Source organism: Massilia endophytica, from assembly GCF_021165955.1.
GTDB classification, from domain to species: Bacteria; Pseudomonadota; Gammaproteobacteria; order Burkholderiales; family Burkholderiaceae_D; genus Rugamonas; species Rugamonas endophytica.
This window is the reverse complement of the sequence record NZ_CP088952.1, coordinates 4,104,358-4,129,735: the sequence shown is the minus strand read 5'-3', so window position 1 is coordinate 4,129,735 and position 25,378 is coordinate 4,104,358. Positions and strand designations below refer to the sequence as shown.

At 61.8% G+C, this 25,378-nt stretch carries 25 protein-coding genes and 1 pseudogene; 13 read left to right on the top strand and 13 right to left on the bottom strand.

Annotated elements, in window-relative coordinates:
- Positions 1-51 precede the first annotated feature (51 nt).
- From LSQ66_RS18935 to LSQ66_RS18920, 4 genes are read right to left on the bottom strand one after another with little or no spacing between them, the layout of a single operon-like run.
- Entirely contained in the window at positions 52-2,097 is a 2,046-nt protein-coding gene (locus tag LSQ66_RS18935) for a sodium:solute symporter family protein (protein WP_231766737.1), read from the bottom strand.
- Positions 2,094-2,345, bottom strand: coding sequence for a DUF4212 domain-containing protein (locus LSQ66_RS18930; protein WP_231766736.1), 252 nt, complete (start codon positions 2,343-2,345; stop codon positions 2,094-2,096). Before LSQ66_RS18930 ends, LSQ66_RS18935 begins: the two co-directional genes overlap by 4 nt.
- The gene (locus LSQ66_RS18925; protein ID WP_231766735.1) at positions 2,338-3,834 is read right to left on the bottom strand and encodes a sensor histidine kinase; all 1,497 of its coding nucleotides are present in this window, start codon (positions 3,832-3,834) and stop codon (positions 2,338-2,340) included. Before LSQ66_RS18925 ends, LSQ66_RS18930 begins: the two co-directional genes overlap by 8 nt.
- A complete protein-coding gene (locus LSQ66_RS18920; protein WP_231766734.1) occupies positions 3,831-4,523 on the bottom strand; it encodes a response regulator in 693 nt (230 codons plus the stop codon). Before LSQ66_RS18920 ends, LSQ66_RS18925 begins: the two co-directional genes overlap by 4 nt.
- A gap of 99 nt (positions 4,524-4,622) precedes the next feature.
- Between LSQ66_RS18920 and recA the strand changes: the two genes are divergently transcribed.
- The 7 genes and pseudogenes from recA (at position 4,623) to LSQ66_RS18885 (ending at position 10,993) form a co-directional block, all read left to right on the top strand.
- On the top strand, positions 4,623-5,693 hold the full coding sequence (gene recA, locus LSQ66_RS18915) for a recombinase RecA (protein WP_231766733.1): 1,071 nt from the start codon (positions 4,623-4,625) through the stop codon (positions 5,691-5,693).
- Positions 5,694-5,762: 69 nt separating this feature from the next.
- Entirely contained in the window at positions 5,763-6,221 is a 459-nt protein-coding gene (gene recX / locus LSQ66_RS18910; protein ID WP_231766732.1) for a recombination regulator RecX, read from the top strand.
- Positions 6,222-6,513: 292 nt separating this feature from the next.
- Positions 6,514-7,460: pseudogene (locus LSQ66_RS18905) on the top strand (IS110 family RNA-guided transposase).
- A 195-nt stretch (positions 7,461-7,655) separates the two neighbouring features.
- The gene (locus LSQ66_RS18900) at positions 7,656-8,228 is read left to right on the top strand and encodes a DUF2889 domain-containing protein (protein ID WP_231766731.1); all 573 of its coding nucleotides are present in this window, start codon (positions 7,656-7,658) and stop codon (positions 8,226-8,228) included.
- A gap of 71 nt (positions 8,229-8,299) precedes the next feature.
- The gene (sucC, locus tag LSQ66_RS18895; protein WP_231766730.1) at positions 8,300-9,466 is read left to right on the top strand and encodes an ADP-forming succinate--CoA ligase subunit beta; all 1,167 of its coding nucleotides are present in this window, start codon (positions 8,300-8,302) and stop codon (positions 9,464-9,466) included.
- Between the two features lie 13 nt (positions 9,467-9,479).
- Complete coding sequence (gene sucD / locus LSQ66_RS18890) at positions 9,480-10,361, top strand: succinate--CoA ligase subunit alpha (protein ID WP_179674182.1); 882 nt, start codon at positions 9,480-9,482, stop codon at positions 10,359-10,361.
- Positions 10,362-10,426: 65 nt separating this feature from the next.
- Positions 10,427-10,993: an FHA domain-containing protein gene (locus LSQ66_RS18885; protein ID WP_231766729.1), complete on the top strand. Its 567-nt coding sequence runs from the start codon at positions 10,427-10,429 to the stop codon at positions 10,991-10,993.
- A 9-nt stretch (positions 10,994-11,002) separates the two neighbouring features.
- Here the strand turns inward: LSQ66_RS18885 and LSQ66_RS18880 are convergent, their stop codons facing one another.
- On the bottom strand, positions 11,003-13,711 hold the full coding sequence (locus tag LSQ66_RS18880) for a PAS domain-containing hybrid sensor histidine kinase/response regulator (protein ID WP_231766728.1): 2,709 nt from the start codon (positions 13,709-13,711) through the stop codon (positions 11,003-11,005).
- A 295-nt stretch (positions 13,712-14,006) separates the two neighbouring features.
- Between LSQ66_RS18880 and LSQ66_RS18870 the strand changes: the two genes are divergently transcribed.
- On the top strand, positions 14,007-14,465 hold the full coding sequence (locus LSQ66_RS18870) for a pilin (protein WP_269449104.1): 459 nt from the start codon (positions 14,007-14,009) through the stop codon (positions 14,463-14,465).
- A 54-nt stretch (positions 14,466-14,519) separates the two neighbouring features.
- Here the strand turns inward: LSQ66_RS18870 and LSQ66_RS18865 are convergent, their stop codons facing one another.
- Genes LSQ66_RS18865 through LSQ66_RS18855 form a run of 3 tightly spaced genes read right to left on the bottom strand, consistent with a single transcriptional unit; the run spans position 14,520 to position 16,885 of the window.
- Complete coding sequence (locus LSQ66_RS18865) at positions 14,520-15,260, bottom strand: hypothetical protein (protein ID WP_231766727.1); 741 nt, start codon at positions 15,258-15,260, stop codon at positions 14,520-14,522.
- On the bottom strand, positions 15,257-16,300 hold the full coding sequence (locus LSQ66_RS18860; RefSeq protein WP_231766726.1) for a DUF2515 family protein: 1,044 nt from the start codon (positions 16,298-16,300) through the stop codon (positions 15,257-15,259). Before LSQ66_RS18860 ends, LSQ66_RS18865 begins: the two co-directional genes overlap by 4 nt.
- A gap of 18 nt (positions 16,301-16,318) precedes the next feature.
- The gene (locus tag LSQ66_RS18855) at positions 16,319-16,885 is read right to left on the bottom strand and encodes a PAAR domain-containing protein (protein WP_231766725.1); all 567 of its coding nucleotides are present in this window, start codon (positions 16,883-16,885) and stop codon (positions 16,319-16,321) included.
- 107 nt (positions 16,886-16,992) lie between these two features.
- On the opposite strand from LSQ66_RS18855, the gene LSQ66_RS18850 reads away from it, so the two are divergent.
- Positions 16,993-17,358 carry a YbaN family protein gene (locus tag LSQ66_RS18850; protein WP_231766724.1) on the top strand — a complete coding sequence of 122 codons (366 nt, stop codon included), beginning with the start codon at positions 16,993-16,995 and terminating at the stop codon, positions 17,356-17,358.
- Between the two features lie 457 nt (positions 17,359-17,815).
- Complete coding sequence (locus LSQ66_RS18845; protein ID WP_231766723.1) at positions 17,816-19,597, top strand: retron Ec67 family RNA-directed DNA polymerase/endonuclease; 1,782 nt, start codon at positions 17,816-17,818, stop codon at positions 19,595-19,597.
- 266 nt (positions 19,598-19,863) lie between these two features.
- On the opposite strand, the gene moaC is transcribed toward LSQ66_RS18845, so the two are convergent.
- Positions 19,864-20,343 carry a cyclic pyranopterin monophosphate synthase MoaC gene (gene moaC, locus LSQ66_RS18840; protein ID WP_231766722.1) on the bottom strand — a complete coding sequence of 160 codons (480 nt, stop codon included), beginning with the start codon at positions 20,341-20,343 and terminating at the stop codon, positions 19,864-19,866.
- 53 nt (positions 20,344-20,396) lie between these two features.
- Here moaC and LSQ66_RS18835 point away from each other — a divergent pair, with 53 nt between their 5' ends.
- A complete protein-coding gene (locus LSQ66_RS18835; protein WP_231766721.1) occupies positions 20,397-21,968 on the top strand; it encodes a M48 family metalloprotease in 1,572 nt (523 codons plus the stop codon).
- 2 nt (positions 21,969-21,970) lie between these two features.
- Here the strand turns inward: LSQ66_RS18835 and LSQ66_RS18830 are convergent, their stop codons facing one another.
- The 4 genes from LSQ66_RS18830 to LSQ66_RS18815 are packed head-to-tail and all read right to left on the bottom strand — an operon-like array spanning position 21,971 to position 24,176.
- Positions 21,971-22,546 carry a DUF2946 family protein gene (locus tag LSQ66_RS18830; protein ID WP_231766720.1) on the bottom strand — a complete coding sequence of 192 codons (576 nt, stop codon included), beginning with the start codon at positions 22,544-22,546 and terminating at the stop codon, positions 21,971-21,973.
- Positions 22,547-22,549: 3 nt separating this feature from the next.
- Positions 22,550-23,530 (bottom strand): YheT family hydrolase, encoded by a 981-nt coding sequence (locus LSQ66_RS18825; RefSeq protein WP_231766719.1) that lies wholly within the window; start codon positions 23,528-23,530, stop codon positions 22,550-22,552.
- Positions 23,531-23,561: 31 nt separating this feature from the next.
- Positions 23,562-23,981, bottom strand: a complete 420-nt coding sequence (locus tag LSQ66_RS18820; RefSeq protein ID WP_231766718.1) for a YybH family protein — start codon at positions 23,979-23,981, stop codon at positions 23,562-23,564.
- Between the two features lie 3 nt (positions 23,982-23,984).
- Entirely contained in the window at positions 23,985-24,176 is a 192-nt protein-coding gene (locus tag LSQ66_RS18815) for a zinc-finger domain-containing protein (protein WP_231766717.1), read from the bottom strand.
- 134 nt (positions 24,177-24,310) lie between these two features.
- Here LSQ66_RS18815 and LSQ66_RS18810 point away from each other — a divergent pair, with 134 nt between their 5' ends.
- The gene (locus LSQ66_RS18810) at positions 24,311-25,045 is read left to right on the top strand and encodes an AzlC family ABC transporter permease (protein WP_231766716.1); all 735 of its coding nucleotides are present in this window, start codon (positions 24,311-24,313) and stop codon (positions 25,043-25,045) included.
- The gene (locus tag LSQ66_RS18805; RefSeq protein ID WP_231766715.1) at positions 25,038-25,367 is read left to right on the top strand and encodes an AzlD domain-containing protein; all 330 of its coding nucleotides are present in this window, start codon (positions 25,038-25,040) and stop codon (positions 25,365-25,367) included. Before LSQ66_RS18810 ends, LSQ66_RS18805 begins: the two co-directional genes overlap by 8 nt.
- The last annotated feature ends 11 nt before the right edge of the window (positions 25,368-25,378 follow it).

Sequence of the window (25,378 nt, the reverse complement as noted above, 5' to 3'; positions counted from 1 at the left end):
CCATTATGCAAGTGAGGGCTTGCGGCGATCTGTCGCAAATTTGTAGCGCCGTCAGGCCCGGTTTTCGGGGGAGCGGATGGTGTCGATCAAGGCCTCGGCATCGCTCTCCGGCGGCGGAGTAAACCAGCTGACGAGGACCAGCGCGAGCATCCCCGCCGGAACGCCGAATACGCCCGCAGAGATGGGGGCGATGTTGAACCACTGTCCCGCAGCGCCGCCACCGAGAATGGGATTGGTGCGCAGCATATAGAACAGGCAAACGAGGAATCCTGCCACCATGCCCGCCACTGCGCCCTGCCTGTTGGCGCGCCGCCAGAACACGCCGAGCACCAGCGCCGGGAACATGGTGGATGCGGCCAGCGAGAAGGCGGCGCCGACAAGGGAGAGAATGTCGCCCGGCTTGGTGGAGGCCGCATAGGCGGCGATGAAGGCCACACCGAGCAGCAGGAGCTTGGAGATCGTCACCCGCTTCTGGGTGGAGGCGCGCGGGTCCACCAGCTTGTAGTAGATATCGTGCGACAGCGCGTTGGAGATGGCCAGCAGCAGGCCGTCCGCCGTGGAGAGGGCCGCCGCCAGCCCGCCCGCGGCAACCAGGCCGGAGATCACATAGGGCAAGCCCGCGATTTCCGGCGTGGCCAGCACCAGAACGTCGCCGTCGATGGCGATTTCCGCCAGCTGCACAATGCCGTCCCCGTTCACGTCCGTGATGCTGATGAGGGGATTGGCCTTGTCCACGTTCGCCCAGTAGGACACCCAGGTTGGCAGCCGCGAGAAATCCGTCCCTGCCAGGGCGCTGTAGATGTCGTACTTCACGAGCACGGCCAGCGCGGGAATCGTCAGGTAGATCAGCAGGATGAAGAACAGCGTCCAGAACACCGAGACCCGCGTTTCGTGCACGGACGGCGTTGTATAGGAGCGCATGAGAATATGCGGCAGCGCCGCCGTGCCGATCATCAGGCAGAACACCAGCGCCAGGAAGTTGTTGCGCTTGATATCGGACTGCTGCCTGTCCTTGCCGGGGAAGGGAACGGCGTGCGGCGAAAGCTGGCGGGCGCGCGCCAGGTTGAAGTCGCGCTGCTCGGCCCACACGGTTTCCGCATCCTCCGCGTTCTTGGGATAGGCGATGAGGGCGCGCTCCGCCTTGCGGATCTCCAGCAGCGAGGCATTGCGCAGGCGTACCCGCTCCAGGTCGTGCTGCACCTGCGAGCGGCCGGCTTCCCAGGAAGCGGGCAAGCCATCCAGGCGCGCCTGGAACTCGGTAGCGCGCTGGCGGTAGATGTCGCGCACTTCCTTTTCCCGCGGATCGGCCAGGAGCACAGCCTCGCGTTCGCCCAGCTTCGGCAGCAGCTTGCCGTAGGCGACCTGCGGCACGGGGTTGTCGCTGTGTTTCGCCGACAGCCACATGGCCGGAATCAGGAAGGCGACGAGGATGATGATGTATTGCGCCACCTGCGTCCAGGTGATGGCGCGCATGCCGCCCAGGAAGGAGCACACCAGAATGCTGGCCAGGCCGAGGAAGATGCCGACCGAGAAATCCACGCCTGTGAAGCGCGAGGCGATAAGGCCTACCGCATAGATCTGCGCCACCACATAGGTGAAGGATACGATGATGGTGGCGGCAACCGCCATCAGCCGCACGGTGCGGCCATGGCGCTCGCCCCCGTAGCGCGCTGCCAGGAAATCCGGGATCGTGTACTGCCCGAAGCGCCGCAGGTAGGGAGCGATGAGCAGCGCCACCAGGCAGTAGCCGCCCGTCCAGCCCATGATGTAGGCCAGGCCGTCGAAACCGTGCAGGTAGAGGCCGCCCGCAAGGCTGATGAAGCTCGCCGCCGAAATCCAGTCCGCCGCAGTCGCCATGCCGTTGTAGAGGGCAGGCACACGGCGCCCGGCCACGTAGTACTCCGCCACGTTCGAAGTGCGGCTCAGCACCCCGATGGATGCGTACAGCACGATGGTGGCGAACATGAACATGTAGCCGATCCACACCCGCGGCATGCCTTCCTTTTCCAGCACCGCGAGCGCCACCAGGAAGCAGGCGAAGCCCAGCGCGAACAGGAGGTAGTAGCGCGACAGGCGCGCGAAGAGGCTGCGCTTCAAGAATTCTCCTCCAGCGCCGCGCTGTCGATGCGGCGCATGCGCCAGGCATACAGGCCGATGATGGCAAGGTAGACCAGCGAGGCGCCCTGCGCCGCGAGATAGAAGGATACGGGCCAGCCGAAGATGGAAAGGCCGGTCAGTTCGCGCGCGAAGAACACGGCGCAGAAGCTGGTGGTCAGCCACACGCCCAGGAGCCACAAGGTCATCTTGCGGGTGCGCAGCCAGTGGCGTTCGCGTGCATCAGCCATAGTAAGGCGGCTCCTCTTCCGCTTCGGGTTCGGCTTCCAGCAGCGGGAAGGACAGGCGGAACAGCGCGCCGGGATACTTCGGCGACTGCGCGCGCGGGTTGCTGAACAGGTCCACTTCCGCGCCGTGCTGCTGCGCGATCTCGCGCACAATGGCGAGACCCAGCCCGCTGCCAGCGGCGCTGCTGCCGAGGATGCGGTAGAAGCGCTCGAAAACGTGCTGGCGTTCGGCGGGCGGAATGCCAGGCCCCGTGTCCTCCACCTCCAGCACGGCCTCCTTGCCGCTGCGGCGAACGCGCACGGTGACGCTGCCGCCGGCGGGCGTGTAGCGCAGGGCATTGTCGATCAGGTTGGAGAGCATCTCGCGCAGCATCACGGCATTGCCGTTGATGATGGTGTCTTCCTGCTGCTCCTCGAAACCGAGGTCGATGCGGTAATTGAAGGAAGCCTGAACCCAGTCGCGCACCACGCTGCGCGCCAGGTCCGTGAGGTCCAGCGGCTCGTGCACGGCGCCGGCCTGCGGCTGGTTCTCGGCGCGGGCCAGCGCGAGCAGCTGGTTCACGAGGCGCGTTGCCGCCTCCGAGCTCTTGGCCAGCTGTTCCAGCGAGCGGTGGATCTCGTCGTGGTCCGTCTGGCGTAGTGCGAGCTCGGACTGCATGCGCATGCCCGCGAGCGGCGTTTTCATCTGGTGCGCCGCGTCCGCGATGAAGCGCTTCTGCATTTCGATGGACTGGGAGAGCCGCGCCAGCATCTCGTTCAGGGAACGCACCAGCGGCGTGATTTCTTCCGGCACCTGGTTGGGGGCGATGGGACTGAGATCGTCCGAGCTGCGGGCGCGGATGCGTTCCTGCAGTTCGGCCAGCGGCAGCAGCCCGCGCGAGAGGGCGAACCACACCAGCGCCAGCACCACGGGCAGGATGATGAACTGGGGCAGGATCACGCCCTTGATGATTTCGTTGGCCAGCTTGGCGCGCTTTTCCAGCGTTTCCGCCACCTGCACCAGGGCCAGGCGCGGATCGCGCTTGCTGTCCTCTTCCAGGTTGACGAAGGAGTAGGCCACGCGGATCGGGGTGCCGTGCATATTGTCGTTGCGGAAGTGGACCGCGCCCACGCGCAGGGTATCCTCCTCGGCGCGGGCCTCGGGCTGGGGCAGGTCGCGGTCGCCGTCCACGTAGCGGCCTTCCGGCCCCATGATCTGGAAATAGACGTTGTCCACATCGTCCGCCCGCAGGATGTCGCGCGCCGAGCCGGGCAGGCGCTGCACCAGCTTCCCGTTCACTTCGCGCACCTGCTGCGCCAGCACGGTGACGCTGTCTTCGAGCGCGTGGTCGAAAGGCTGGTTGGCGATGGACTTGGCGACCAGGTAGGTGATCGCGATACTCATGGGCCACAGCAGCAGCAGGGGAGCGAGCATCCAGTCCAGGATCTCGCCGAACAGCGAGTGCTGGATCTCGACCTCTTCCCCTGCGGCGGGGGCAGCCTGCTGGTTCACTTGGCTTCGGCGGCGCTGGCGCTGGAGTATTTCTCCAGGCAGTAGCCCAGTCCGCGCACGGTGGCGATGCGCACGCCGCCCACCTCGATCTTCTTGCGCAGGCGGTGCACATAGACTTCGATGGCGTTGTTGCTCACTTCCTCGCCCCATTCGCAGAGGTGGTCCACCAGCTGTTCCTTGGACACCAGCCGCCCCGTGCGCGCCAGCAGGATCTCCAGCAGGCCCAGTTCGCGCGCCGAGAGGTCCAGCATCTGCTCATTGATATAGGCGCTGCGGCCCACCTGGTCGTAGCTCAGGGGCCCGTGCTTGATGACGGTGGAGCCGCCGCCCTGGCCGCGCCGCGTGAGGGCGCGCACCCTTGCCTCCAGTTCGGACAGGGCGAAGGGCTTGGCCATATAGTCGTCCGCGCCCAGATCCAGGCCGTTGACGCGCTGCTCCACCGAGTCGGCCGCCGTCAGGATCAGCACGGGCAGCAGGGAAGAGCGGGCGCGCAGGCGGCGCAGCACTTCCAGGCCGGACATCTTCGGCAGGCCCAGGTCCAGGATCAGCAGGTCGAATTCCTGCGTGGAGAGCGCGGTATCCGCTTCCTGCCCGTTTTTTACGCAGTCGATGGCGTAGCCGGACTGGCGCAGGGAGCGCGTGAGTCCGTCGGCCAGAACGCTGTCGTCTTCGGCAAGTAAAATACGCATCCCTGATATATATCACAAACCCTCATACAGTACTTGCAAAAAATACTGGATACCTATACAGTATCACCTGTACCGAACAACTTTGCCTGAAAGACCACCATGGACGACAAAAAAGCTGTAGTACCGGCCTCCGAAAAAGCCAAGGCACTGGCGGCGGCACTGGCCCAGATTGAGAAGCAGTTCGGCAAGGGCTCCGTGATGCGCATGGACGCCAGCGCCCCGATCGAGGAAGTGCAGACCGTGTCCACCGGCTCCCTAGGCCTGGATATTGCGCTGGGCGTCGGCGGCCTGCCGCGCGGCCGGGTGGTCGAAATCTACGGTCCCGAGTCCTCGGGCAAAACCACGCTGACCCTGCAGACCATCGCCGAGATGCAGAAGCTGGGCGGCACCTGCGCCTTCATCGACGCGGAACACGCGCTGGACGTGACCTATGCCCAGAAGCTGGGCGTGAACCTGCACGAGCTGCTGATCTCCCAGCCGGACACCGGCGAACAGGCCCTGGAAATCTGCGACGCGCTGGTGCGCTCCGGCTCCGTGGACCTGATCGTGGTGGACTCGGTGGCGGCCCTGACCCCGCGCGCCGAAATCGAAGGCGACATGGGCGATGCGCTGCCAGGCCTGCAGGCCCGCCTGATGTCCCAGGCCTTGCGCAAGCTCACCGGCACCATCAACCGCACCAACACCCTGGTCATCTTCATCAACCAGATCCGCATGAAGATCGGCGTGATGTTCGGCAGCCCGGAAACCACTACCGGCGGCAATGCGCTGAAGTTCTACGCCTCCGTGCGCCTGGACATCCGCCGCACCGGCTCCATCAAGTCCGGCGACGAGGTGATCGGCAACGAAACCAAGGTCAAGGTCGTCAAGAACAAGATTGCGCCGCCGTTCAAGGAAGCCCACTTCGACATCCTGTATGGCGAAGGCACCTCGCGCGAAGGCGAAATCATCGACCTGGGCGTGGAAGCCAAGATCGTGGAGAAGTCCGGCTCCTGGTACAGCTACAACGGCGACCGCATCGGCCAGGGCAAGGACAATGCGCGCACCTTCCTGAAAGAACGTCCGGAACTGGCGCGCGAGATCGAGAACAAGGTCCGCGCCTCCCTGGGCGTGCGCGAGCTGCCGCCATCGGCGGCCGAAGCTCCGGCGCCCAAGCTGAAGGCAGTGGAGTAAGCCTTAGCCAGACCTGTCGCCACCGTCCCGCACTGCGGCACGGTGGCGATTGCATTTCAAGGACCCGCCATGCCCCAGCCTCCCCTCAGCCTGAAAGCCCGCGCCCTGCGCCTGCTCTCGACGCGCGAGCACAGCCGGGTGGACCTGCGCCGCAAGCTGGAACGCCATGCGGAGGAGGGGGACGACGTGGAAGCCCTGCTGGACTTCCTGGAAAAGAACAACTGGCTGTCCGATCCCCGTTTTTCCGAATCCCTGGTGCACCGCCGCGCGGCGCGCTACGGCAACAGCCGCATCCTGGCCGAGCTGCAGAGCCACGGCATCAGCGGCGAAGCCCTGCAGGAGGCGCGGGCCGGGCTGGCCGAGGACGAAACGGCCCGCTGCGTGGAGGTGTGGCAGCGCAAATTCGGCGAAGTGGCGGCCGATGCCGAGGGGCGCAGCAAGCAGATGCGCTTCCTCATGCAGCGCGGCTTTTCCCAGAAAGCCATCCGCGTCGCCATGCAGGGCACCGCCCCGGATGAAGATTGTTAGCAGAGGGGACGGACCCCAATTAATTTAATTGGGGTCTGTCCCCGGTGTCCAAGTCGACCACCGAACACAGTCCGCCAACCGTGTTCGGTGGCGGACCGGGTTTTCGGGGACAGACCCCATCCGGGGTCTTATATCTTCAACATACGCTAAATTATGTCTGCGGGCATGCCAGTCTGATAGGTCTGTGGGAGCAAATCCCGTGGGACAGCCAATGACGGCATGCTCGATTCTTTGTAGCCCGAACAGTTGTCAGGGGGCGAACCCCGGATCAGTAAGAATGGGAGAAAGAATCATGCAGAACGCAGACGATGGGTTGTACGTCGGGATCGATGTCAGCAAGAAGAGTCTGGACGTCGATAGTCTTCCGCTGTCACATCGGGCGCAGTTCCCCAATGACGCGGGTGGTCATCAGAACCTGAAAGCCAGGTTGTTGCAGCTACAGCCGCGATGGATCGTGGTGGAGGCGAGCGGCGGTCTCGAAATGGAATTGGTCAGCGTACTGGCAACTGCGGGGTTGCCAGTGGCGGTCATCAATCCCAAACAGGCCAGGGATTTCGCCAAGGCCATTGGCGTGCTTGCGAAAACTGACCAGGTCGATGCCATTGTTCTGGCCCGCTTCGGGCAAGCGGTCAAACCGGCACTGCGTCCAATTAAAGACGGTGAGCTACGCCATCTGGAGGACGTTCTGACTCGAAGACGCCAGTTGGTCGATATGCTCACAGCTGAGAAGAACCGAAAGCTGCAGGCGACCGCTCTCATTGCAAAGAGATCAATGAGCATATTGAATGGCTCGAGCAGCGTATCAAGGGCACCAATGGTGATCTGGGGCGGGCTATCAAGGAAAGTCCGCTATGGCACGCTAAAGCCGACCTGCTCTCATCCATCCCCGGCGTAGGCTCCATCACCGTCGCAACCCTGCTGGCGCAGTTACCCGAGCTTGGCACGCTCAATCGGCGCGAAATCGGTGCGCTGGTTGGCGTCTGCCCATACAGCCGTGACAGCGGCAAGATGCGGGGGAAGCGAAGAATTTGGGGTGGCAGGGCATCGGTACGGGCGGTCCTCTACATGGCCACCTTGGTCGCCATCCGACACAATCCCGTCCTCAAAAGCGCCTACGCCCGGCTGCTCGCGGCAGGAAAACTCAAGAAAGTAGCCATCGTGGCTTGCATGCGCAAGCTGCTCGTCACCATGAACGCCATGTTGCATAACAACGAGAGGTGGGCAGCAACCCTCGATTAATTAATCAAGACAGTTGCTGTCCCCTGCGCTACCCTTTGGTCAGGCCGCATTTTTCCTCAGCCCCCGTCCGGTGTGCTACACTTTTGTAGTTTGATGCAGCACCGCGGGTGCGGTGGTTGTCCGTAGAAGCTGCGGCAACGTACTTTTCTGTACATGGCTGCTTACTAATTTGGCCACGAAAGTGGCATCGGTCTTATGTCCCTGTCAACTCCAGTCTCCCGCCGTGAGCTCCGCCACACGCGCGCCATAGACATCCAGGCGTTCGCGCGCGAGGATGGCCTGTGGGACCTTGACGCCCATATCACCGACATCAAAGTCAACGACACCCTGCTGGCTTCCGGCTTGCGCCAAGGCGGACAGCCCCTGCACGATCTCTGGCTGCGCATCACCGTGGACAAGCAATTGACCATCGTCGATGCCGAAGCCGTCTCCGACGCTGTACCTTACCCCGGCTTTTGCAACACCATTGGCCCGGCCTACAAGGCATTGATCGGCCTGAACCTGATGAAGGGCTTTCGCCAACAAGTGAAAGAGCGCCTGGCCGGTATCGCCGGCTGTACCCATCTGACGGAACTGGCCCAGGTCCTGCCCACGGCTGCCGTCCAGGCTTTCGCCAATGACGTGTGGCCGACCTACGACAAGGCCACTGCCGCCCAGTCCAGGGAGAAACCGTTCCAGCTGGATAAATGCCACGCCCTCCGCACCGATGGCGGCGCAGTTGCCCAGTTCTACCCCGCGTGGGTGGCCAAAAAAGCCGATGCAGCATAGGTGCTGTTATACCTGTCACTTTTAGCAGTATTAACCCGATTATTTAAATCAGTATCAGAAGGGAAGCCAGCATGAAAATCCATGAGTATCAAGGCAAAGAGATCCTCCGAAAGTTCGGAGTGACGGTTCCGCGCGGCATTCCGTGCATGTCCGTCGATGAAGCAGTGAAAGCTGCCGAAACCCTGGGCGGCCCGGTGTGGGTCGTGAAGGCGCAGATCCATGCTGGCGGCCGCGGTAAAGGCGGCGGCGTGAAAGTGGCCAAGTCCCTGGAACAGGTCAAGGAATACTCCAACCAGATCATGGGCATGCAGCTGGTCACCCACCAGACCGGCCCTGAAGGCCAGAAAGTGCGCCGCCTGCTGATCGAAGAAGGCGCGGACATCAAGAAGGAACTGTATGTCTCCCTGGTGACCGACCGCGTTACCCAGCGCGTGGTGCTGATGGCCTCCTCCGAAGGCGGCATGGACATCGAAGAAGTGGCAGAGAGCCACCCTGAGAAGATCCACTCCATCGCCATCGACCCGGCCGTGGGCCTGACCGACGCCGACGCAGCGTCCATCGCCGCCAAGATCGGCGTGCCGGAAGGCTCCATCGCCGACGCCGTCACCAACCTGAAAGGCCTGTACAAAGCCTACTGGGAGACCGACGCATCCCTGGCCGAAATCAACCCGCTGATCCTGACCGGTTCGGGCAAGGTGATCGCCCTGGACGCGAAGTTCAACTTCGACTCCAACGCCCTGTTCCGCCATCCTGAAATCGTGGCCTACCGCGACCTGGACGAAGAAGATCCGGCCGAAGTGGAAGCCTCCAAGTTCGACCTGGCCTACATCTCCCTGGACGGCAATATCGGCTGCCTGGTGAACGGCGCCGGCCTGGCCATGGCCACCATGGACACCATCAAGCTGTTCGGCGGCGAGCCTGCCAACTTCCTGGACGTGGGCGGCGGCGCAACGGCCGAGAAAGTGACCGAAGCGTTCAAGATCATGCTGAAGAACCCGGGCCTGAAAGCCATCCTGGTGAACATCTTCGGCGGCATCATGCGCTGCGACGTGATCGCCGAAGGCGTGATCACCGCATCGAAGGCCGTGTCCCTGCAAGTGCCGCTGGTCGTCCGCATGAAGGGCACCAACGAAGATCTGGGCAAGAAGATGCTGGCCGAATCCGGCCTGCCGATCATCTCCGCCGACACCATGGAAGACGCAGCCAAGAGCGTTGTCGCCGCTGCAGCAGGTAAATAATTAAGGAACCAACATGTCTATTCTGATCAACAAAGACACCAAAGTCATCACCCAGGGCATCACCGGCAAGACCGGCCAGTTCCACACCCGCATGTGCCGCGACTACGCGAACGGCAAGAACGCCTTCGTGGCTGGCGTGAACCCGAAGAAGGCCGGCGAAGACTTCGAAGGGATTCCCATCTTCGGTTCCGTGAAGGAAGCCGCTTCCGAAACCGGCGCGACCGTTTCCGTGATCTACGTGCCGCCCGCAGGCGCTGCCGCCGCGATCTGGGAAGCCGTGGAAGCCGAACTGGACCTGGCCATCTGCATCACCGAAGGCATTCCCGTCCGCGACATGATGGAAGTGAAGGACCGCATGGCCAAGGCCGGTTCCAAGACCCTGCTGCTGGGCCCGAACTGCCCAGGCCTGATCACCCCTGACGAAATCAAGATCGGCATCATGCCGGGCCACATCCACAAGAAAGGCCGCATCGGCGTCGTGTCCCGTTCGGGCACCCTGACCTATGAAGCCGTGGGCCAGCTGACCGCGCTGGGCCTGGGCCAGTCTTCGGCAGTGGGCATCGGCGGCGACCCGATCAACGGCCTGAAGCACATCGACGTCATGAAGATGTTCAACGACGATCCCGATACCGACGCCGTCATCATGATCGGCGAAATTGGCGGTCCGGACGAAGCCAATGCCGCCCGCTGGATCAAGGACAACATGAAGAAGCCGGTGGTCGGCTTCATCGCTGGCGTGACCGCGCCTCCGGGCAAGCGCATGGGCCACGCCGGCGCGCTGATCTCCGGCGGCGCCGATACGGCACAGGCCAAGCTGGAAATCATGGAAGCCTGCGGCATCAAAGTGACCAAGAACCCGTCCGAAATGGCGCGTCTGCTGAAAGCAATGCTGTAATCCTTTCGCAGTTTGGTCATAATGGCGGGGAGCTTCGGCTCCCCGTTTTTCATTGGAGGATGCGTTTGGCGAAACTGATCATCTCGCGCGAGGGCAATGTGGAGCAGACCGTGCAGCTCACGAAGGAGCGCATGACGGTCGGCCGCCGCCGCCACAACGACATCGTTCTGGACCATCCCACCGTGAGCGGCGAGCACGCCGTCGTCACCACCATCCTCGACGACTCCTTCCTCGAAGACCTGCACAGCACCAACGGCACTTTCGTCAACGGCCAGCGTGTGGCCAAGCACATCCTGCAGGACAAGGACGTGATCACCCTGGCCAAGTACAAGATCGCCTTCGTGGCGGATGGCATCCGCCCCGCCGCGCCGGCGGCAGCGGCGCGTATCGAAGTGCTGAACGGAAGGAGCGCGGGAAAGCAGCTGGCGCTCTCCAAGGCCCTGACCAGCCTGGGGCGGCCCGGCGTCCAGGTGGTGGTGATCGCCCGCACGCCGCAGGGCTACTCGGCCGCGCACACAGAGGGCAGCGAGGCCCCAACCCTCAACGGCAAGCCGCTGTCGCGCGAGCCGCAGCGCCTGGCCGATGGCGATGTGCTCGATCTCGGCGGCACACAGATGGTCTTCCGCGGCTAGCACAGCCCCCTACATGCGGTTCCCCGGCTGCAGCGCCTTCTGCAGCGATGCCACATCCACCGGCTTCACGAAATACTGGTCGAAACCGGCGGCCTTCGCCAGCACCTTGTCCTGCGCCTGGCCGTAGCCGCTCACCGCGATATACATCGCATCCTTGTGCTCCGGGCGCGCATGGAACTGGCGCGAGAGCTCGTAGCCATCCAGGTCCGGCAGGCCGATATCGAGGATGAAGACGTCGGGATGCATCTCGGGCGCGTGCTCCAGCGCACCGCGTGCATCCGCCTCCACCGCCACATGGTGGCCCTGCGAGCGCAGCAGGGTGGCAAGGGACTGCGCGGCATCGGCGTTGTCGTCCACCAGCAGGATCTGCAAGGGCGATGCGGCGCCGTGGCCATGGCCGTCCGCGGTTTCCGTCTCTTCCACGCTGCCTGCCTTGGAGAGAACGGGCAGCGTGAGCTCGAAAGTGCTGCCCTTGCCGGGACCATCGCTCTTTGCCGTCACTTCGCCGCCATGCAGGCCCGCGATGCTGCGCACCAGGGCCAGGCCGAGACCCAGCCCGCCCTGCGAGCGGTCCGGCGTGCGCTCCGCCTGTGTGAACAGCTCGAACACATGGGGCAGCAGCGCCGCGTCGATGCCGATGCCGTTGTCGCTCACGCTGATGCGCACGTGCCCGTCGTCCACGTCCATCGCCAGGCGGATCTCGCCGCCCTGGGGCGTGTACTTGGCGGAGTTATTCAGGAGGTTCGTGACCACCTGCACCAGGCGCGTACGGTCGCCCAGCACCAGGGGATGGGACGAGGCCAGGCGCGTCGTGAGCACGTGGCGGCGCGATTCGATGAGCGGCATCGATTGCTCGATCGCGCTGTTCAGCACAGCCTTCACATCCACTTCGTTCCGGTCGATGGACACGAGGCCGCGCGTCACGCGCGACACATCGAGCAGGTCGTCCACCAGCTCGGTGAGATGCTTCACCTGGCGCGAGATGATATCGCTGGAGCGGCGTACCATGTTCTCGTTCTGGCCCGGCAGCTTGAGCAGCTGGGCGGCCGTGCTGATGGGGGCAAGGGGATTGCGCAGCTCATGCGCCAGCATGGCAAGGAAATCGTCCTTGCGGCGGTTGGCATGCTCCAGCGCCTCCTCCGCTTCGCGCTGGGCGGTGATATCGGTATTGGTGCCCAGCCAGCGCACCACCTTGCCATCAGCGCCGCGGATCGGCATGGCGCGCGACAGGAACCAGCGGTAGCTGCCGTCCGCGCCGCGCAGCGGGAAGGTGTCTTCCCAGACTACCTGCTTTTCCACAATGGCTTCGCGGTATTTGGCCACCACGCGCTGCACATGGTCGGGATGATGCACCTTCTCCCAGCCGTAGCCCTTCATCTGTTCCAGGGTGGTTCCCGTATAGGCGAACCAGCGGTTGTTGTACCAGAAGATGAAGCCACCGCTGTCGGCCATCCATGCCAGTTGGGGAATGTTCTCGGCCAGGGTGCGGAAGGTCGCTTCGCTTTCCTTCATCGCCTCCTCCGCCAGCTTCTGATCCGTAATGTCGATCACCACGCCCGGCATCCAGGTGGGACTGCCCTGGCGGTCGTGGTGGACTTTGGCGCGCGCGTGGATATAGCGGATTTCCCCGCGCGCGTTGCGCAGGCGGTGCACATGCTGGAAGGGCGAGCCCGTTTCCAGCGCCTTCGCGATTTCGGCCTCCACGGAGGCCACGTCGTCCGGATGGACCTGGCGCAAATAGGCGCTGACCGGGCCGCCGTGCGCCTCCTCCTCGGACACCTGGAACAGGCGGGCGAAATTGCGGTCGGCGTAGATCCTGTCCTGCTTCAGGTCCCAGTTCCAGGTGCCGATTTCGGCCGCTGTCAGCGCGGCCTCCAGACGGTACTGGGCATCGCGCAGTTCCTCCTGGGTCTGCTTCCAGTCATGGATGTCGGTGCTGGTGCCCATCCAGCGCACGATCTCGCCCGCCTCGTTACGCACCGGCAAAGCCCGGCCAAGCACCCACCGGTACTTGCCCGAACGGTGGCACAGGCGGAACTCGGCTTCATAGGGGGCGCCCGTGGCCAGGCTGTGCTGCCAGCGTTTCCAGGCGCCCTCGATATCGTCCGGATGAAACACCTTGGTCCATTCGTCTCCCATCGCCGAATCGGCGGAACGGCCGACGAACTCGTACCACTGCTTGTTGAAGTAATCGTGGAAGCCGTCGGGCAGGGTGGACCAGACGATCTGGGGAATGGCATCGGCAATCTGGCGGAAATGCGCCTCGCTGCTCTCCACCGCCTGCTGCTTGCGCACCTGCTCGGTCACTTCGACCACGCTGTGCAGGATGCAGACCACATCCCCGGCGCGATCCAGCACCGGCGTATTCACGGGATCCCAGTACCGTTCCTCGAATTCTCCGCTCTCCGAGCCGCGCACCGGAATATCGTATTTCTGGACCGGCATCTTGTCGGGCGCCTTGTTGCGCAGCACCCGGCTCAGGGAAGCGCTCAGGTTTCTTACCCCGGTGGCCGCGGGGGCCGCAGGATTGTCCGGGAAGGCCTCGAACAGGCCGCGGTCCAGAAGCATCTCCCGCGTCGCCTTCGTCGCCTGCAGATAGGCCTCATTGACCGCAAGGATGGTGAGATCGGGCCGCAGCAGGAGATAGGGCACTGGTGTCGACTCGAACAGCAGTTCGAAATCCGGCCTCAGCGTATGGGAACGGTTGGAACTATTCATTCACACACATTCCTCCGCGAAAGGATAGCAGGAGCGCTACATTGTGGAATGTATGCGCCGGTCGCCGCGAAAGACGCGTTCCTGTTGGCTGGGGGGACTGACAAATTTCGTCAATCTGTCAGTTTCTGGCGGCGATGTGACAATCCTGGCGCGCCATTTTGACAAATTCTGTCAACGATTGTTATCGAAGCGATCATGTTTTGCCGGTTTTAGGCCCCTAATTGGGCTGGCACGCCGATTGCTCTACCTCAAGTGTGGTACCCAACACCGTGTTCAAAACCTGAGGAGTCGCAAAATGAAATCCATGAAAATGATGAAGCAACAAGCACAAGCCGGCTTTACCCTGATCGAACTGATGATCGTCGTGGCGATTATCGGCATTCTGGCCGCCGTGGCAATCCCCGCCTACTCCGACTACACCATGAAAGCCAAAGCCAGCGAAGTGAACTCGATCACCGCTCCGGCCCGCCTCGCTATCGGCCAGGCCTTCAATGAAGGTACCCTGTCCGCCAGCACCACCAATGCCACCCTGGGTCTGGAAGCTGCTGCCAACATCAAGAGCGCTTACGTGAAGTCCGTGACTGCCGCTGGCACTTCCGACACCGTCGGCACCGTGACCGCCGTCCTGACCGGCAACAGCACCATCGAAGACAAGACCGTGGTCTACAAACTGACCTGCGCTCCCGGCGTTGGCTGCAAAACCACCATCGACGCTACCAGCACCCTGGACGAAAAATACCGTCCGAAGGTCTAAGCACCTGGCATGATCTGAAAATGGCCGCGCAAGCGGCCATTTTCTTTTCCGGGGCTATCCTGCTGGGCACTTGAACCGCGCGTTAGCGGTGGACACCACCCTGCCGGGATATGTTTCCTCCCACACTTCGGGGTCGCCCGGCTCGCTTCCCACGGTATCGGCGCCAACGCCAACATCCACCAGGAACAGGTAAGGCGGCGCCTCCCCCGGCCAGCAGCCGTCGGTACATTTGAGCCGAAAAGTCATTTCGTACTTTTTCGGGACGCGCAGTTCAGCCGACTGGCTATAGCCTGGCTCGAACATCCTTCTGTACAGCCGCTTCTTGCCTTCCGGGCTCAAGTCGAACCACTTGCTGCCATCCTTTTCCCACGGCTCCCAGCCCCCTGCCTTGAATTGCTTCTGCAGATCTTCCAGCACGACTACTGCCTGGTCAAAGGACAGTTTTTCCAGCATGGGTGATGTGGAGACTGTGTCTACCACATTGTGCATGTAGCCTACGAGAGCGAACTTCGTGGGGGGGAGAACAAATCCGTGTTGCGGGTCATTAAAGCAGAGCACCACGGCAGGTTCGGTGACGAAGGTTTCTCCAGACTGAATGTGCAGATCGTTGCTTGGAGCGTTTGAGCGTTCCAGCACTGGATAAGTGGAGGCCTCGACAACTTCTTCAAAAGGCTGGCCAACCCGGAACGCCAGAACGGTCGGCGCCTTGATTGGAACAGAAGCGTATTGCCAAATACCGATCCCGATAGAGGGCACCGCGACCCCAAGCAAGATCGCCACGCTATATCGCTTCACTCTACACCTCCCCCTGCTGCGATCTTGCGCAGTGATTCCTCAACATAGGGCCGCTGTGCGCCTTTCAACAACTCGTCAAAGCGCGCAGCGGCTCTGGCGACGAATTGCATTCGCTCGTCAACCACCCAGAGCTTTGCTCCACGCAGTTTTGGGAAGTACGAGGTCCAGCCATCCTTTGCTTTGCACTGCGCGGAGAGAGTCAACTGAATCTCCAAATACACACCGGATGGGAAGTTCATTGCCCAGGCGAGCTGGTTTTTGGCCAGTGCATCTTGCATGTGAGGATCGTTGTAGAGGATCGCCTGCAAAATGTTCACTTGCTCATGCCAGGCGAGCGCCTTTACTTCTTCCGAGAGATCTCCTTCCTCGATTCGTTTGAATCCTCTTCGGATCTCTTGGAAAGGGACGCCGAACTTCAAATAATTCTTCGCCCTCCATTCAACCTTCGCGGCGATGTTCTGCCGGTTGGGTAAGTAAGCATCCAATTCAGCCAGGCCGCGCTCCATGTAGAAGCGATGAAGCGGGTAGATGTCGAGGAACAAGTGCATGTTCCCGAACCCCAGGCGGTCATGTACGAAGTCCGCGCCGCTCCGGATCATCATCGGCATCGCCTCCATTGCCGCCGCCTCGGCGCTGCTGCCGGCCCAACGCCGGGCAGCTTCGAGTTCTTGCCGGTTCCTTTCCGACAACGTCCGCGCATGCAGCAGGCCGCAGCCAACCTGTTTGGACGCGAACGCTGCCAGCCCTGCCCACTGAAAGCGCTTGTCCGCCAGCCAGAGCTTCGCGTAGGCAGCGTTGATACGGCGGTTCCGTTCATCGATGTCCTCGATGAACCTGCCGTTCACCTTGATCAGGTCTTCGGCTTCCTTCTGGAAGGTCATCCACAAATGTTCGGGCGTCAGCTGAAAGCTGGCGATGCCTTTTTCCACCGTCGCAGCAGGCCCGACAAAATGATGCACCTTGCAGTCCTCGATAGGCTGGAGGTTCTGGCCTACCGCAATGCCGTGGTACTTGTGCTTGGGGAAGTAGGAGTTGGACATGGCATGCTTCCCATCGCCTCATGCCGCATCCGTCTCTTCGACGTACCACCTGATGAAGGACGCCCGCTCTTTGGCCGTCAGCGGCCGTGTCGCACCATGATGGTCTGTCGTCCCGTCGATGACCTTGTCCGCGAGCTCCAGGCGGTAGCGGCAATGTTTGAAAGGCTGTTCGGTGTCGCGGTCCAGCAGAAGGAGGGGAATGGCGTCGGTGGTGGGGATGCTGCTGCCAGCGGCATTGAGGTTTGCCGCTGTCTCGGCAGCCGCAGCTCGTGCCGCCGCTATCGTGTGCGAATTGGCCTCGATGGTCTGGTATGAGAAGCCCTGGTTGGCGATGAGACGTGGCGGCGGGACGCACTTGCAGATGCAGAGATCGTCGCTCAGCGCTACCTGCTTGCCATTGAAGACGTCGCTGAGCCGCGGGCCGTCAGGCTGGATCACGCCGACCGAGTTGCACGCGGGGCAGGAAACCTGGTCGCCGGCATAGGCGACCGTGGCGCCGTTGATCGACCTGAACGAATTGGCGGAAATGACCTTGCCGCCCGCCGTCGTGCTCGCACCGACGGTGATGTGATATCTGCTGACCATGGCATCCCTTTTCGATTGGTGGAATGCTCAATCTAGTCAAGGACGAGGCCGCTATCTTGACGCAACGCAAGAGATGCAGAAGGGCAGACTGGTGGTAGGATGCGCCGATGAAACTCGTGCTCAACCTGATCGGCGTGCTTGCGGTGGCGCTTGGCGTGCTCGGCATTTTCCTGCCGCTGCTGCCGACCACGCCCTTCCTGCTGCTGGCTTCAGCCTGCTTTGCGCGCGGCTCGACCCGCCTGCACAACTGGCTGCGCACGAACCCAGTGTTCGGGAAATATCTGCGAGACTACGAGGAGGGGCGAGGGCTCCCCTTGCGTGGCAAGGTCGTGATCCTGCTGCTGATGTGGGTATCGCTGGGCTACTCGATGGTCAAGACAGGCAAACCGGTGCTGATCGCCATGCTTGCCCTGATCGGCGCCGCCGTCACGCTTTTCCTGCTGCGCTACGTGCCCACGATGCGGGAGCAATAACGACAGAACTCACGCTGGGCAGTCATTGGACGTCCACTACTCCGCAGACGCCAACATTTCCACGCTCCTATGTCCCTTACCTGCAGCAATGCGTCGGTTGCGAGCAGAGTCATCCCGACAAGGTCTTTACTCTCTCATTTACTCGCTCATTTCAGTCCTAAACGGCGGAGGATTTCAACTTCTCGCAGACGCTGGAAGTACCGTGAACGACAAGTGGCGACGATAATAGTTATCTCTTTACAAGATAAGCCGCGCTCGAAATTGGTATTGATTATAGTTTTGGTCGCATGCTATTGTATTGCCGAGACCTGCGGTCAGACCTTGTGTCGCGATTCGCGATACGTGTATCAATTGTGGGGGGCTATGCTTCCTATCGATATCCTAGCAGAAGTAGTCATGGTGAGCCGTGCGCCGCCAAAGAGTTTCCGCAGGTCTCTCCTTCGCCATAGAAAAGCATATGACACAGTTGGCTGCGTTAAAAAAAGCAAGCTCTTTAAACGATGTGGCCGACCTATTGGGCTATAAGCCCGCTGCATTGGCGTATATCTTGTATCAAATCTCAGACGAAAATAAATATACGTCGTTTTCCATACCTAAACGTAGCGGTGGTGTACGTGAAATCAAGGCTCCTATCGACAAAGTTAAGGCCTTGCAGAAGAAACTGGCGAATGTACTGGATCATTGTCTCGATGAACTGAATGCGGTCCATCAGTATAGATATCAATCTTCACATGCGTTTCGTAAAAATAAATCGATATTCACAAATGCAAGTAATCATCGTGCAAAGCGATGGGTGTTTAATATTGATCTAGAAAACTTCTTTACGGCCATTAACTTTGGCCGCGTTCGCGGCTATTTCATCAGAGACCGGCAATTTGAGCTTGCCCCTAGCATAGCAACAATTCTTGCGCAAATCGCTTGCTCTGGGAATTCACTTCCACAAGGAAGTCCTTGCTCACCGGTTATTTCTAATTTGATTGGACATATTCTCGATGTCCACTTGGCTAAGCTTGCGGCACGCGTTGGATGCCGGTACACCCGCTACGCTGATGATATCACCTTTTCGACAAACGATCCCCAATTCCCCTCCGCGATCGCCATTTGTGATGTTGAGGATTCTAGAGTCTGGCATATAGGGAATGAGCTGCAATGTCTAATCGAAAGCTCTGGGTTCGCCGTTAACATTAAGAAAACACGGATGCAATTCAAGGACTCCCGTCAAGATGTAACTGGGCTTATTGTTAATCGGAAAATAAACGTTAAGAAGGAATACAGACGCACTGTGAGAGCAATGGTAAATAGATTGCTCACCGTGGGGCATTTCGAGCGTAAGAGAAGGGTCAAAAATAACGCCGGTGAGTGGGTTCTGGCCGATGTTGCAGGCACGGCTGAAGAACTGCATGGAATGCTTGGCTTTATTGAAAGCGTAGACAAATACAATTCTTCCCTGCCACTGAAGAAAGGGGGGAAGAGAAAAGAAGGCGAAAAAACAGGTGTAGATGAGAAGCGACTAACTGCAAGTACTGGCAAGGACAATTTATATCGTCGCTTTTTATTGTATAAAGAATTTTTTGCGGCACCTTGCCCGGTAATTCTTTGTGAAGGCGAGACTGATAACGTCTATTTGATCCATGCTATACGGAGTAGGGCTGCCGATTTTCCTATGCTGGCGAAGGTTTCGGAGACGAACGAAATAACGATTACTCCGCGTTTGTATAAGTATGTGAAGACAAACAGTGGCAGGATGCTCGGTCTTGGGAGTGGTGGTACTGGCGATTTGGGTAAGCTGATCAAGAATTATCTATCAGAGCTTCATCGTTTCGTTCGGCCGAAACAGCAACATCCTTTCATAATATTGATCGATAATGATGCTGGAGCTATAGGCGGTGGACGGCCTCTGGAGGTTCTGCGAAAGAAGGGTGTAGACATCGATAGAACGGCGCCCTATATTTTTGTGATGGGAAACTTGTACCTCGTTCCTACTCCGCTTCTGGGAAAAGAAGAGTCAATGATAGAAGACCTCTTCGGTCAGAATGTGCTGGACGAATCCTTAGACGGGAAGACTTTTTGCAGAAAGAACAAGGCAGATAACGGTAGGCACTTTGGTAAAACGGTTTTTGCCCACAAAATAGTTAGACCGAATGCTGATCACATTGATTTTTCTGGGTTTGATCCTCTACTCATAAATATTACTGCGGTCATTGAAGACTTCTATAAGAAACATCCGCGTGTTGCCTAGGGTTCTCTTGAGGTTTAGGTTGCACTGTGGCCCCGGGCAGTTCGAGGGGCTTTCATCGGTGTCGTGACGGAGCTTTCAGCGCTGGAGTTCGAAGCGGCTTCGATGCCTCGCCGGAAGTGGTAGCGCTCAGATTGTTCCAGCAATGATCTAGACGGCGATGCAATATCCCAGCGACATGAAAGTAACTAGAGGAAAAGTAGGCGGATACTATGGCCACCTGACAATTTGAGCCAATATTTGCCGATATGCGCGCGTATGCGCTGAGTTCAGCCTGACCAGTCGCCGGACTTTCCGCCATGCTTCTCGCGCACGCGGATATCGCTCATCACCATGCCCCGGTCCACCGCCTTGCACATGTCGTAGACGGTGAGCAGGCCCACTTGCACGGCGGTCAGCGCCTCCATCTCCACGCCGGTTTTGCCGTAGGTTTCGACCTGTGCGCGGCAGTGGACCGCAGACGCGGCTTCGTCGGTTTCGAAGTCCACCGCCACGCGCGTCAGCGCCAGGGGATGGCAGAGCGGCACCAGGTCGCTGGTGCGCTTGGCGCCCATGATGGCGGCGATGCGGGCAATGCCCAGAACATCCCCCTTCTTGGCGCTTCCCGATAGAATAATGGCCAGCGTTTCGGGCTTCATGCGGATGCTCCCCGTCGCTACGGCGATGCGGTGGGTTTCGGCCTTGGCGCCGACATCGACCAGGTGGGCCTGTCCGGTGGAGTCGAAATGGGTCAGCGTCTGGTCGGTCATAAGGCGGAGGAGGGCATAAGCCCGGTTTCAGAAATGACAGGTATGATAGCACCGTGAATGCCACCCGTTTTCCCCGTCGTCTGCTGACTGCCGCTGCGGTCTCGCTGGCCTGCGCCGCGCCGCTGGGCCAGGCGCAATCCGCGCTGGCGCCGTCCAATGTGCCGAACCTGCCGTCGTTGGGAGATACCTCGCGCGAGGCGCTTTCGCCAGTCACCGAGCGCAAGCTGGGCGAGGAGATCATGCGCGATATCCGCTTCGACCGCGATTATCTCGACGATCCGCCCATCCTCGAATACCTGAACAATCTCGGCAACACCCTGGTGAGCGCCCGTCCCGGCGCGCGCGGCGAGGCAAACTACGACTACTTCTTCTTCGTGGTGCGCGATCCCATGCTGAACGCCTTCGCGCTGCCCGGAGGTTTCATCGGCGTGCACTCGGCGCTGCTGCTGGCGGCGCAGTCGGAGTCCGAACTCGCTTCCGTGCTGTCGCACGAAATCGGCCACGTGACGCAGCGCCACATTGCCCGCCAGCTGGGCGAGCAGAAAACGGATGCGCTGATTCCGCTGGCGGCCATGGTGCTCGCCGCCCTTGCCGCGAAATCGAATCCGGATGCGGCGATGGGCGTGATGTTGGGCGGGCAGGGCCTCGCCATCCAGCGCCAGCTTAATTTCGGCCGCGACGCCGAGCGCGAGGCGGACCGCATCGGCTTCCAGATCATGGGCGCGGCAGGCTACGACACCAGCGGCATGGTGGGCTTCTTCCAGCGCATGCAGACGGCCACGCGCAACTACAGCGACGTGGTGCCGTCCTACCTGCTCACGCACCCGCTCACGACGGAGCGCATCGCCGACATCCAGGCGCGCATCCGCGAGCAGCCGTACCGCCAGCGCGTGGATGCCCTCGACTTTTATCTCGCCCGTGCCCGCGCGCGCGTGCTGCAGGACCAGACCACCAAGGGCCAGGCGGAGACGGAACAGTTCTTCCGCATGCTCATGGCGCAGCAGAGCCGCCAGGCGATTGCGTCCGGCCAGTACGGCATGTCCATGCTCTCGCAGAAGCGCAAGGACTACGCGGCCGCACAGGAATGGCTGGACAAGGCGCGCGCCACCATCGACGCTCCCGCGGCGAAGGGCGCGTTCAGTTCGCCGCTGCCGAAGGGAATAGCCGAGACCATGATGGCCTTCCAGTCCATCGACATCAAGCTCGATCAGGAAGACAACAAGGAAGTGATCGCCAAGGCCATCGCGGAGGCGGACGAGGCGCAGAAGCGCTTCCCCCTGTCGCGCGGCGTGGTGTGGCAGTACGCGGATGCCCTCATCAAGGGCGGCCGCTCGCAGGACGCCGAACGCTTCCTGCGCGACCAGCTGCAGCTCTATCGCAGCGAGCCGGAGCTGCAGGACCTGCTGGCGCAGGCCTATTCGAAACTGGGCAAGATCGCCCTGCAGCACATCGCGCTGGCGGAATCGTATTCGCTACTGGGCGGCACCATGGCCGCCCTCGACCAGCTGGCGCTGGCGCGCAAGGCGCCCGATGCCTCCTACTACGATCACTCCGTGATCGATGCGCGCGAGCGCGAATGGCAGGCGCGCAGGCGCGAAGCCATGGGCGACAAGAAGAAGGACTGAGCTTAAGGGGCGGGCAGGCGGCGGAAGCCGAACTGCTCGGGCACGCGGCCGTGCTCCAAACGCTCCACCGCAACACCATCGAGCGTCAGCGTGCCCGCAGGCCGCGTCATCCACGACAGCAGGACTTCATCGTCCGCGGGCTTGCCGTCCAGCCGGAGCCGGGCCAGCACCTGCGCCACATCGCGGTCATCCAGCTGCGCCACCACGTCCCCGCTTTGCAGGATCAGTTCACCCGCCTCGGTGAGGAAGACCTTGTCGACGGCGCCCAGCGGCTGCTGGGTGTGCAGCATGAAGCCCTGCGCCGGATCGGTGCGCGCGATATAGGGCGTGGCTTCGAGATTGAGGTAGACGCGCTGCGGTCCGTTCTGGAAGTACCAGTTGCCGTGCTCGTCGTGCAGGTAATTGCGCTCGATAAAACCGGTCAGCGCGCGGTTGGCCAGCTTGTCGCCGGGGAGGTTCAGGTGCTGGGCGCGCTCGTCGCGCATGCGCCAGTTGCCGCGCGCATCGAGCAGCAGCCAGCCGTAGCAATGCGGAACGTTCGGCCACTTGGCCATGGCCTGCTTGACGATATCATCCATGCTTCAAGCTTCGCACAGTTGGGTGGGCGCGGGCGCGCTGATGGGGCGTCCGCCTTCGAGGAAATGGAGCATGCGCTGCGGCAGCCATTGCAGGCTTCCCGGCAGGCGTCCGCTGGCGAAGCCCACGTGGCCGCCATGCGCCGGGTAGTCCAGCACTACATGCGAGGAGGCATGGCGCGGCAGGTGGCGGCCGGGCAGGAAGGGGTCGTTCTGCGCGTTCAGCACCAGGGTGGACACCGTGATGTCGCCCAGCACATGCTTCGCGCTCGCGCGGTCCCAGTAGTCTTCCGTGTTGCGGTAGCCGTGCAGGGGAGCGGTGACGACATTGTCGAAGCTGTACAGGTCGTTCGCGGCCAGCATGGCTTCCAGGTCGAACAGGCCGGGGAACTGGCGGTGCTTGGCCACGCACTTGGGCTTCAGGGTCTGCAGGAACATGCGCTGGTACAGGCGGTTGAAGCCGCGCGACAGGGCCTCGCCGCCGCGCGCCAGGTCCAGCGGGGCGGATACGGACACGGCCGCATCCACGATCTCCGCCTGGTGCTGGGACTCGCCCAGCCAGCGCAGCAGCACATTGCCGCCCAGGGACACGCCGCAGGCGTAGAACTTGCCTTGTGCGCGGGGGCGCAGCTTGCGGATGATCCAGTCCACCTCCTGCGCGTCGCCCGAGTGGTAGAAGCGGGGCGCCAGGTTCTCTTCGCCGGAGCAGGTGCGGAAGTGGGGCACGGCGCCGGACCAGCCGCGCGCGCGCAGCTCGGCCATCATGGCGCGGCAGTAGTGGCTGTTGGAGGAGCCTTCCAGGCCGTGGAAGAGCAGCACGAAGGGCTGTCCCACTTCGCCATCCACGAAATCGACATCGATGAAGTCGCCGTCCGGCGTGTTCCAGCGCTCGCGGCGGAAGGCCACCTCCGGCTTGGCCATCAGCGTGGCCGGATAGATGGTCTGGAAATGGCCGTTCGGAAGCCAGAAAGGTGCTCGATAGTCCATGGCGATCAAAACGGGGACGGGCCCCGGTGCACTAGTGCAGGACGGCTGCGCGCGGATCGGCGGGGGCCGGGCCGGCGGCTACCGATGCATGATGCAACACAATCCGCCAGCCTTTCGGTGTTTTTACGTACACATTGGTCGCGATCAAATGGGCGGGTTCGCCCGCAGCGGCCGCAACACCTTCGATCACGGTGTGCACGGAGCTCATCAGGTTGTGCGTTTCGTGCAGCTGGGTGGGCACGATATGCAGGCCGCCGTGCTCCAGGATGGTGCTCCAGGAGGCACGGATGGCGCCGTGGCCGATCAGGCGCCCGCCGCCGGGATGCACGCAGACGATCTCGTCGTCGTCAGCCCAAAGGGCCATCAACGCGTCCACGTCGGCGCGGTTGAGGGCGTCGTAGAAGGCCGCCTCGCATTCGGCGGCGCTGCCATTGAGCTGTTTTTTGGCCATCGCTTAGTGGTGCGACGCCACAGTGCCCGGCTTCAGGCGGTACTGCGTGCCGCAGTAAGGGCATTTCGCGTCGCCGTGGGCGTTGAAATCCAGGAACACGCGCGGATGCGAGGACCACAGCGGCATGGCCGGATTAGGGCAGTGGGCCGGGAGGTCTTTGCCGTCGAGTTCGACTGGGGCGGTGGCATTGCTCATTTCTTCGTGCTCCGTGGATCAAAAAGCACGATTTTAACGGATTCGGGCAGGCAAAAGGATTCATCGGTAAAATGTCGGTCTCCGAGTGCCAAGGCCGCCAGCGATCGATTTTCAATGTGTGGCAATCCGACCACATGAACGACACCGACCGCCAGCCCGATATCGCCGCCCACCACGAGGCTTCGTGGCGCGAAGGCATCCGGGTTGGCATGCCGACCCTGTTCGGCATCGCTGCCTGGGGCGTGGTGGTGGGGGTGGCCATGATCAAGTCCGGCCTCACCGTGCCGCAGGCCCTGGGCATGACGCTCCTGGTCTTTGCCGGTTCCGCCCAGCTGGCCTCCCTGCCGCTGATCGCCGCCGCCGCGCCCATCTGGGTCATCTTCGCCACCGCCCTGGTGGTCAACCTGCGTTTCCTGATCTTCTCCGCCCTGCTCGCCCCGCATTTCGCCAGCCTGCCCTGGTACCGGCGACTGGCGCTGGGCTACACGGCGGGTGACCTCACCGTCGCACTCTTCCTGCAACGCTATCCGGACGTGCGGCCGGAGGCGGGCAAGGTGTCCTTCCTGAAAGGCCTGCTGCATCCGAACTGGCTGGCCTGGCAGGGCGGCTCCATCGCGGGCATCTTCCTCGGCAACCAGGTGCCCGCCGACTGGGGCCTGGGCTTCGCGGGCACGCTGGCCATCATCTGCATCCTGGTGCCCATGGTGGCCAGCAAGCCCGCCCTGTGCGGCGTGCTGGTGGCGGGCGTGGTGGCGGTGCTCGCGGCGGGCATGCCTTACAAGCTCGGCCTGCTGGCCGCCGTGGTGGTGGGCATGGCGACCGCCATGGCCGTGGAAGAAATCGGCGGCCGGAAAGCGAAAAATGTCTGACCTCGAAATCTGGATCACCATCATCGCCCTGGCCGTGGCCACAGGCATCACCCGCAGCGGCTTCTGGCTGGTGGGGCACCGCGTGAACATTCCGCCGCGCGTGCACGAGATGCTGCGCTATGCCCCGTCCTGCGCCCTGGCCGCCATCGTGGGGCCGGACCTGCTGCTCGATCCGTCCACCACCCAGCTCACGGTGCTCAATCCCAAGCTGGTGGCGGGCGTGGCCTCCATCGGCTGGTATCTGTTCCGCCGCAACATGCTGGAAACCATCGTCTTCGGCATGCTCCTCTTCACCGCGCTGCGTTTATTGCATTTGTTTTAATTAGCGAAATT

Excerpts from the sequence above, each read along its gene's own strand:
- LSQ66_RS18830 (WP_231766720.1), bottom strand. The coding sequence starts at position 22,546 with ATGGATGATATCGTCAAGCAGGCCATGGCCAAGTGGCCGAACGTTCCG.
- LSQ66_RS18920 (WP_231766734.1), bottom strand. The coding sequence starts at position 4,523 with ATGCGTATTTTACTTGCCGAAGACGACAGCGTTCTGGCCGACGGACTC.
- sucD (WP_179674182.1), top strand. The coding sequence starts at position 9,480 with ATGTCTATTCTGATCAACAAAGACACCAAAGTCATCACCCAGGGCATC.
- LSQ66_RS18930 (WP_231766736.1), bottom strand. The coding sequence starts at position 2,345 with ATGGCTGATGCACGCGAACGCCACTGGCTGCGCACCCGCAAGATGACC.
- LSQ66_RS18900 (WP_231766731.1), top strand. The coding sequence starts at position 7,656 with ATGTCCCTGTCAACTCCAGTCTCCCGCCGTGAGCTCCGCCACACGCGC.
- recA (WP_231766733.1), top strand. The coding sequence starts at position 4,623 with ATGGACGACAAAAAAGCTGTAGTACCGGCCTCCGAAAAAGCCAAGGCA.
- LSQ66_RS18845 (WP_231766723.1), top strand. The coding sequence starts at position 17,816 with ATGACACAGTTGGCTGCGTTAAAAAAAGCAAGCTCTTTAAACGATGTG.
- LSQ66_RS18820 (WP_231766718.1), bottom strand. The coding sequence starts at position 23,981 with ATGGCCAAAAAACAGCTCAATGGCAGCGCCGCCGAATGCGAGGCGGCC.
- LSQ66_RS18880 (WP_231766728.1), bottom strand. The coding sequence starts at position 13,711 with ATGAATAGTTCCAACCGTTCCCATACGCTGAGGCCGGATTTCGAACTG.
- LSQ66_RS18855 (WP_231766725.1), bottom strand. The coding sequence starts at position 16,885 with ATGGTCAGCAGATATCACATCACCGTCGGTGCGAGCACGACGGCGGGC.
- LSQ66_RS18860 (WP_231766726.1), bottom strand. The coding sequence starts at position 16,300 with ATGTCCAACTCCTACTTCCCCAAGCACAAGTACCACGGCATTGCGGTA.
- recX (WP_231766732.1), top strand. The coding sequence starts at position 5,763 with ATGCCCCAGCCTCCCCTCAGCCTGAAAGCCCGCGCCCTGCGCCTGCTC.
- LSQ66_RS18810 (WP_231766716.1), top strand. The coding sequence starts at position 24,311 with ATGAACGACACCGACCGCCAGCCCGATATCGCCGCCCACCACGAGGCT.
- sucC (WP_231766730.1), top strand. The coding sequence starts at position 8,300 with ATGAAAATCCATGAGTATCAAGGCAAAGAGATCCTCCGAAAGTTCGGA.
- LSQ66_RS18815 (WP_231766717.1), bottom strand. The coding sequence starts at position 24,176 with ATGAGCAATGCCACCGCCCCAGTCGAACTCGACGGCAAAGACCTCCCG.
- LSQ66_RS18805 (WP_231766715.1), top strand. The coding sequence starts at position 25,038 with ATGTCTGACCTCGAAATCTGGATCACCATCATCGCCCTGGCCGTGGCC.
- LSQ66_RS18850 (WP_231766724.1), top strand. The coding sequence starts at position 16,993 with ATGAAACTCGTGCTCAACCTGATCGGCGTGCTTGCGGTGGCGCTTGGC.
- LSQ66_RS18825 (WP_231766719.1), bottom strand. The coding sequence starts at position 23,530 with ATGGACTATCGAGCACCTTTCTGGCTTCCGAACGGCCATTTCCAGACC.
- LSQ66_RS18870 (WP_269449104.1), top strand. The coding sequence starts at position 14,007 with ATGAAATCCATGAAAATGATGAAGCAACAAGCACAAGCCGGCTTTACC.
- moaC (WP_231766722.1), bottom strand. The coding sequence starts at position 20,343 with ATGACCGACCAGACGCTGACCCATTTCGACTCCACCGGACAGGCCCAC.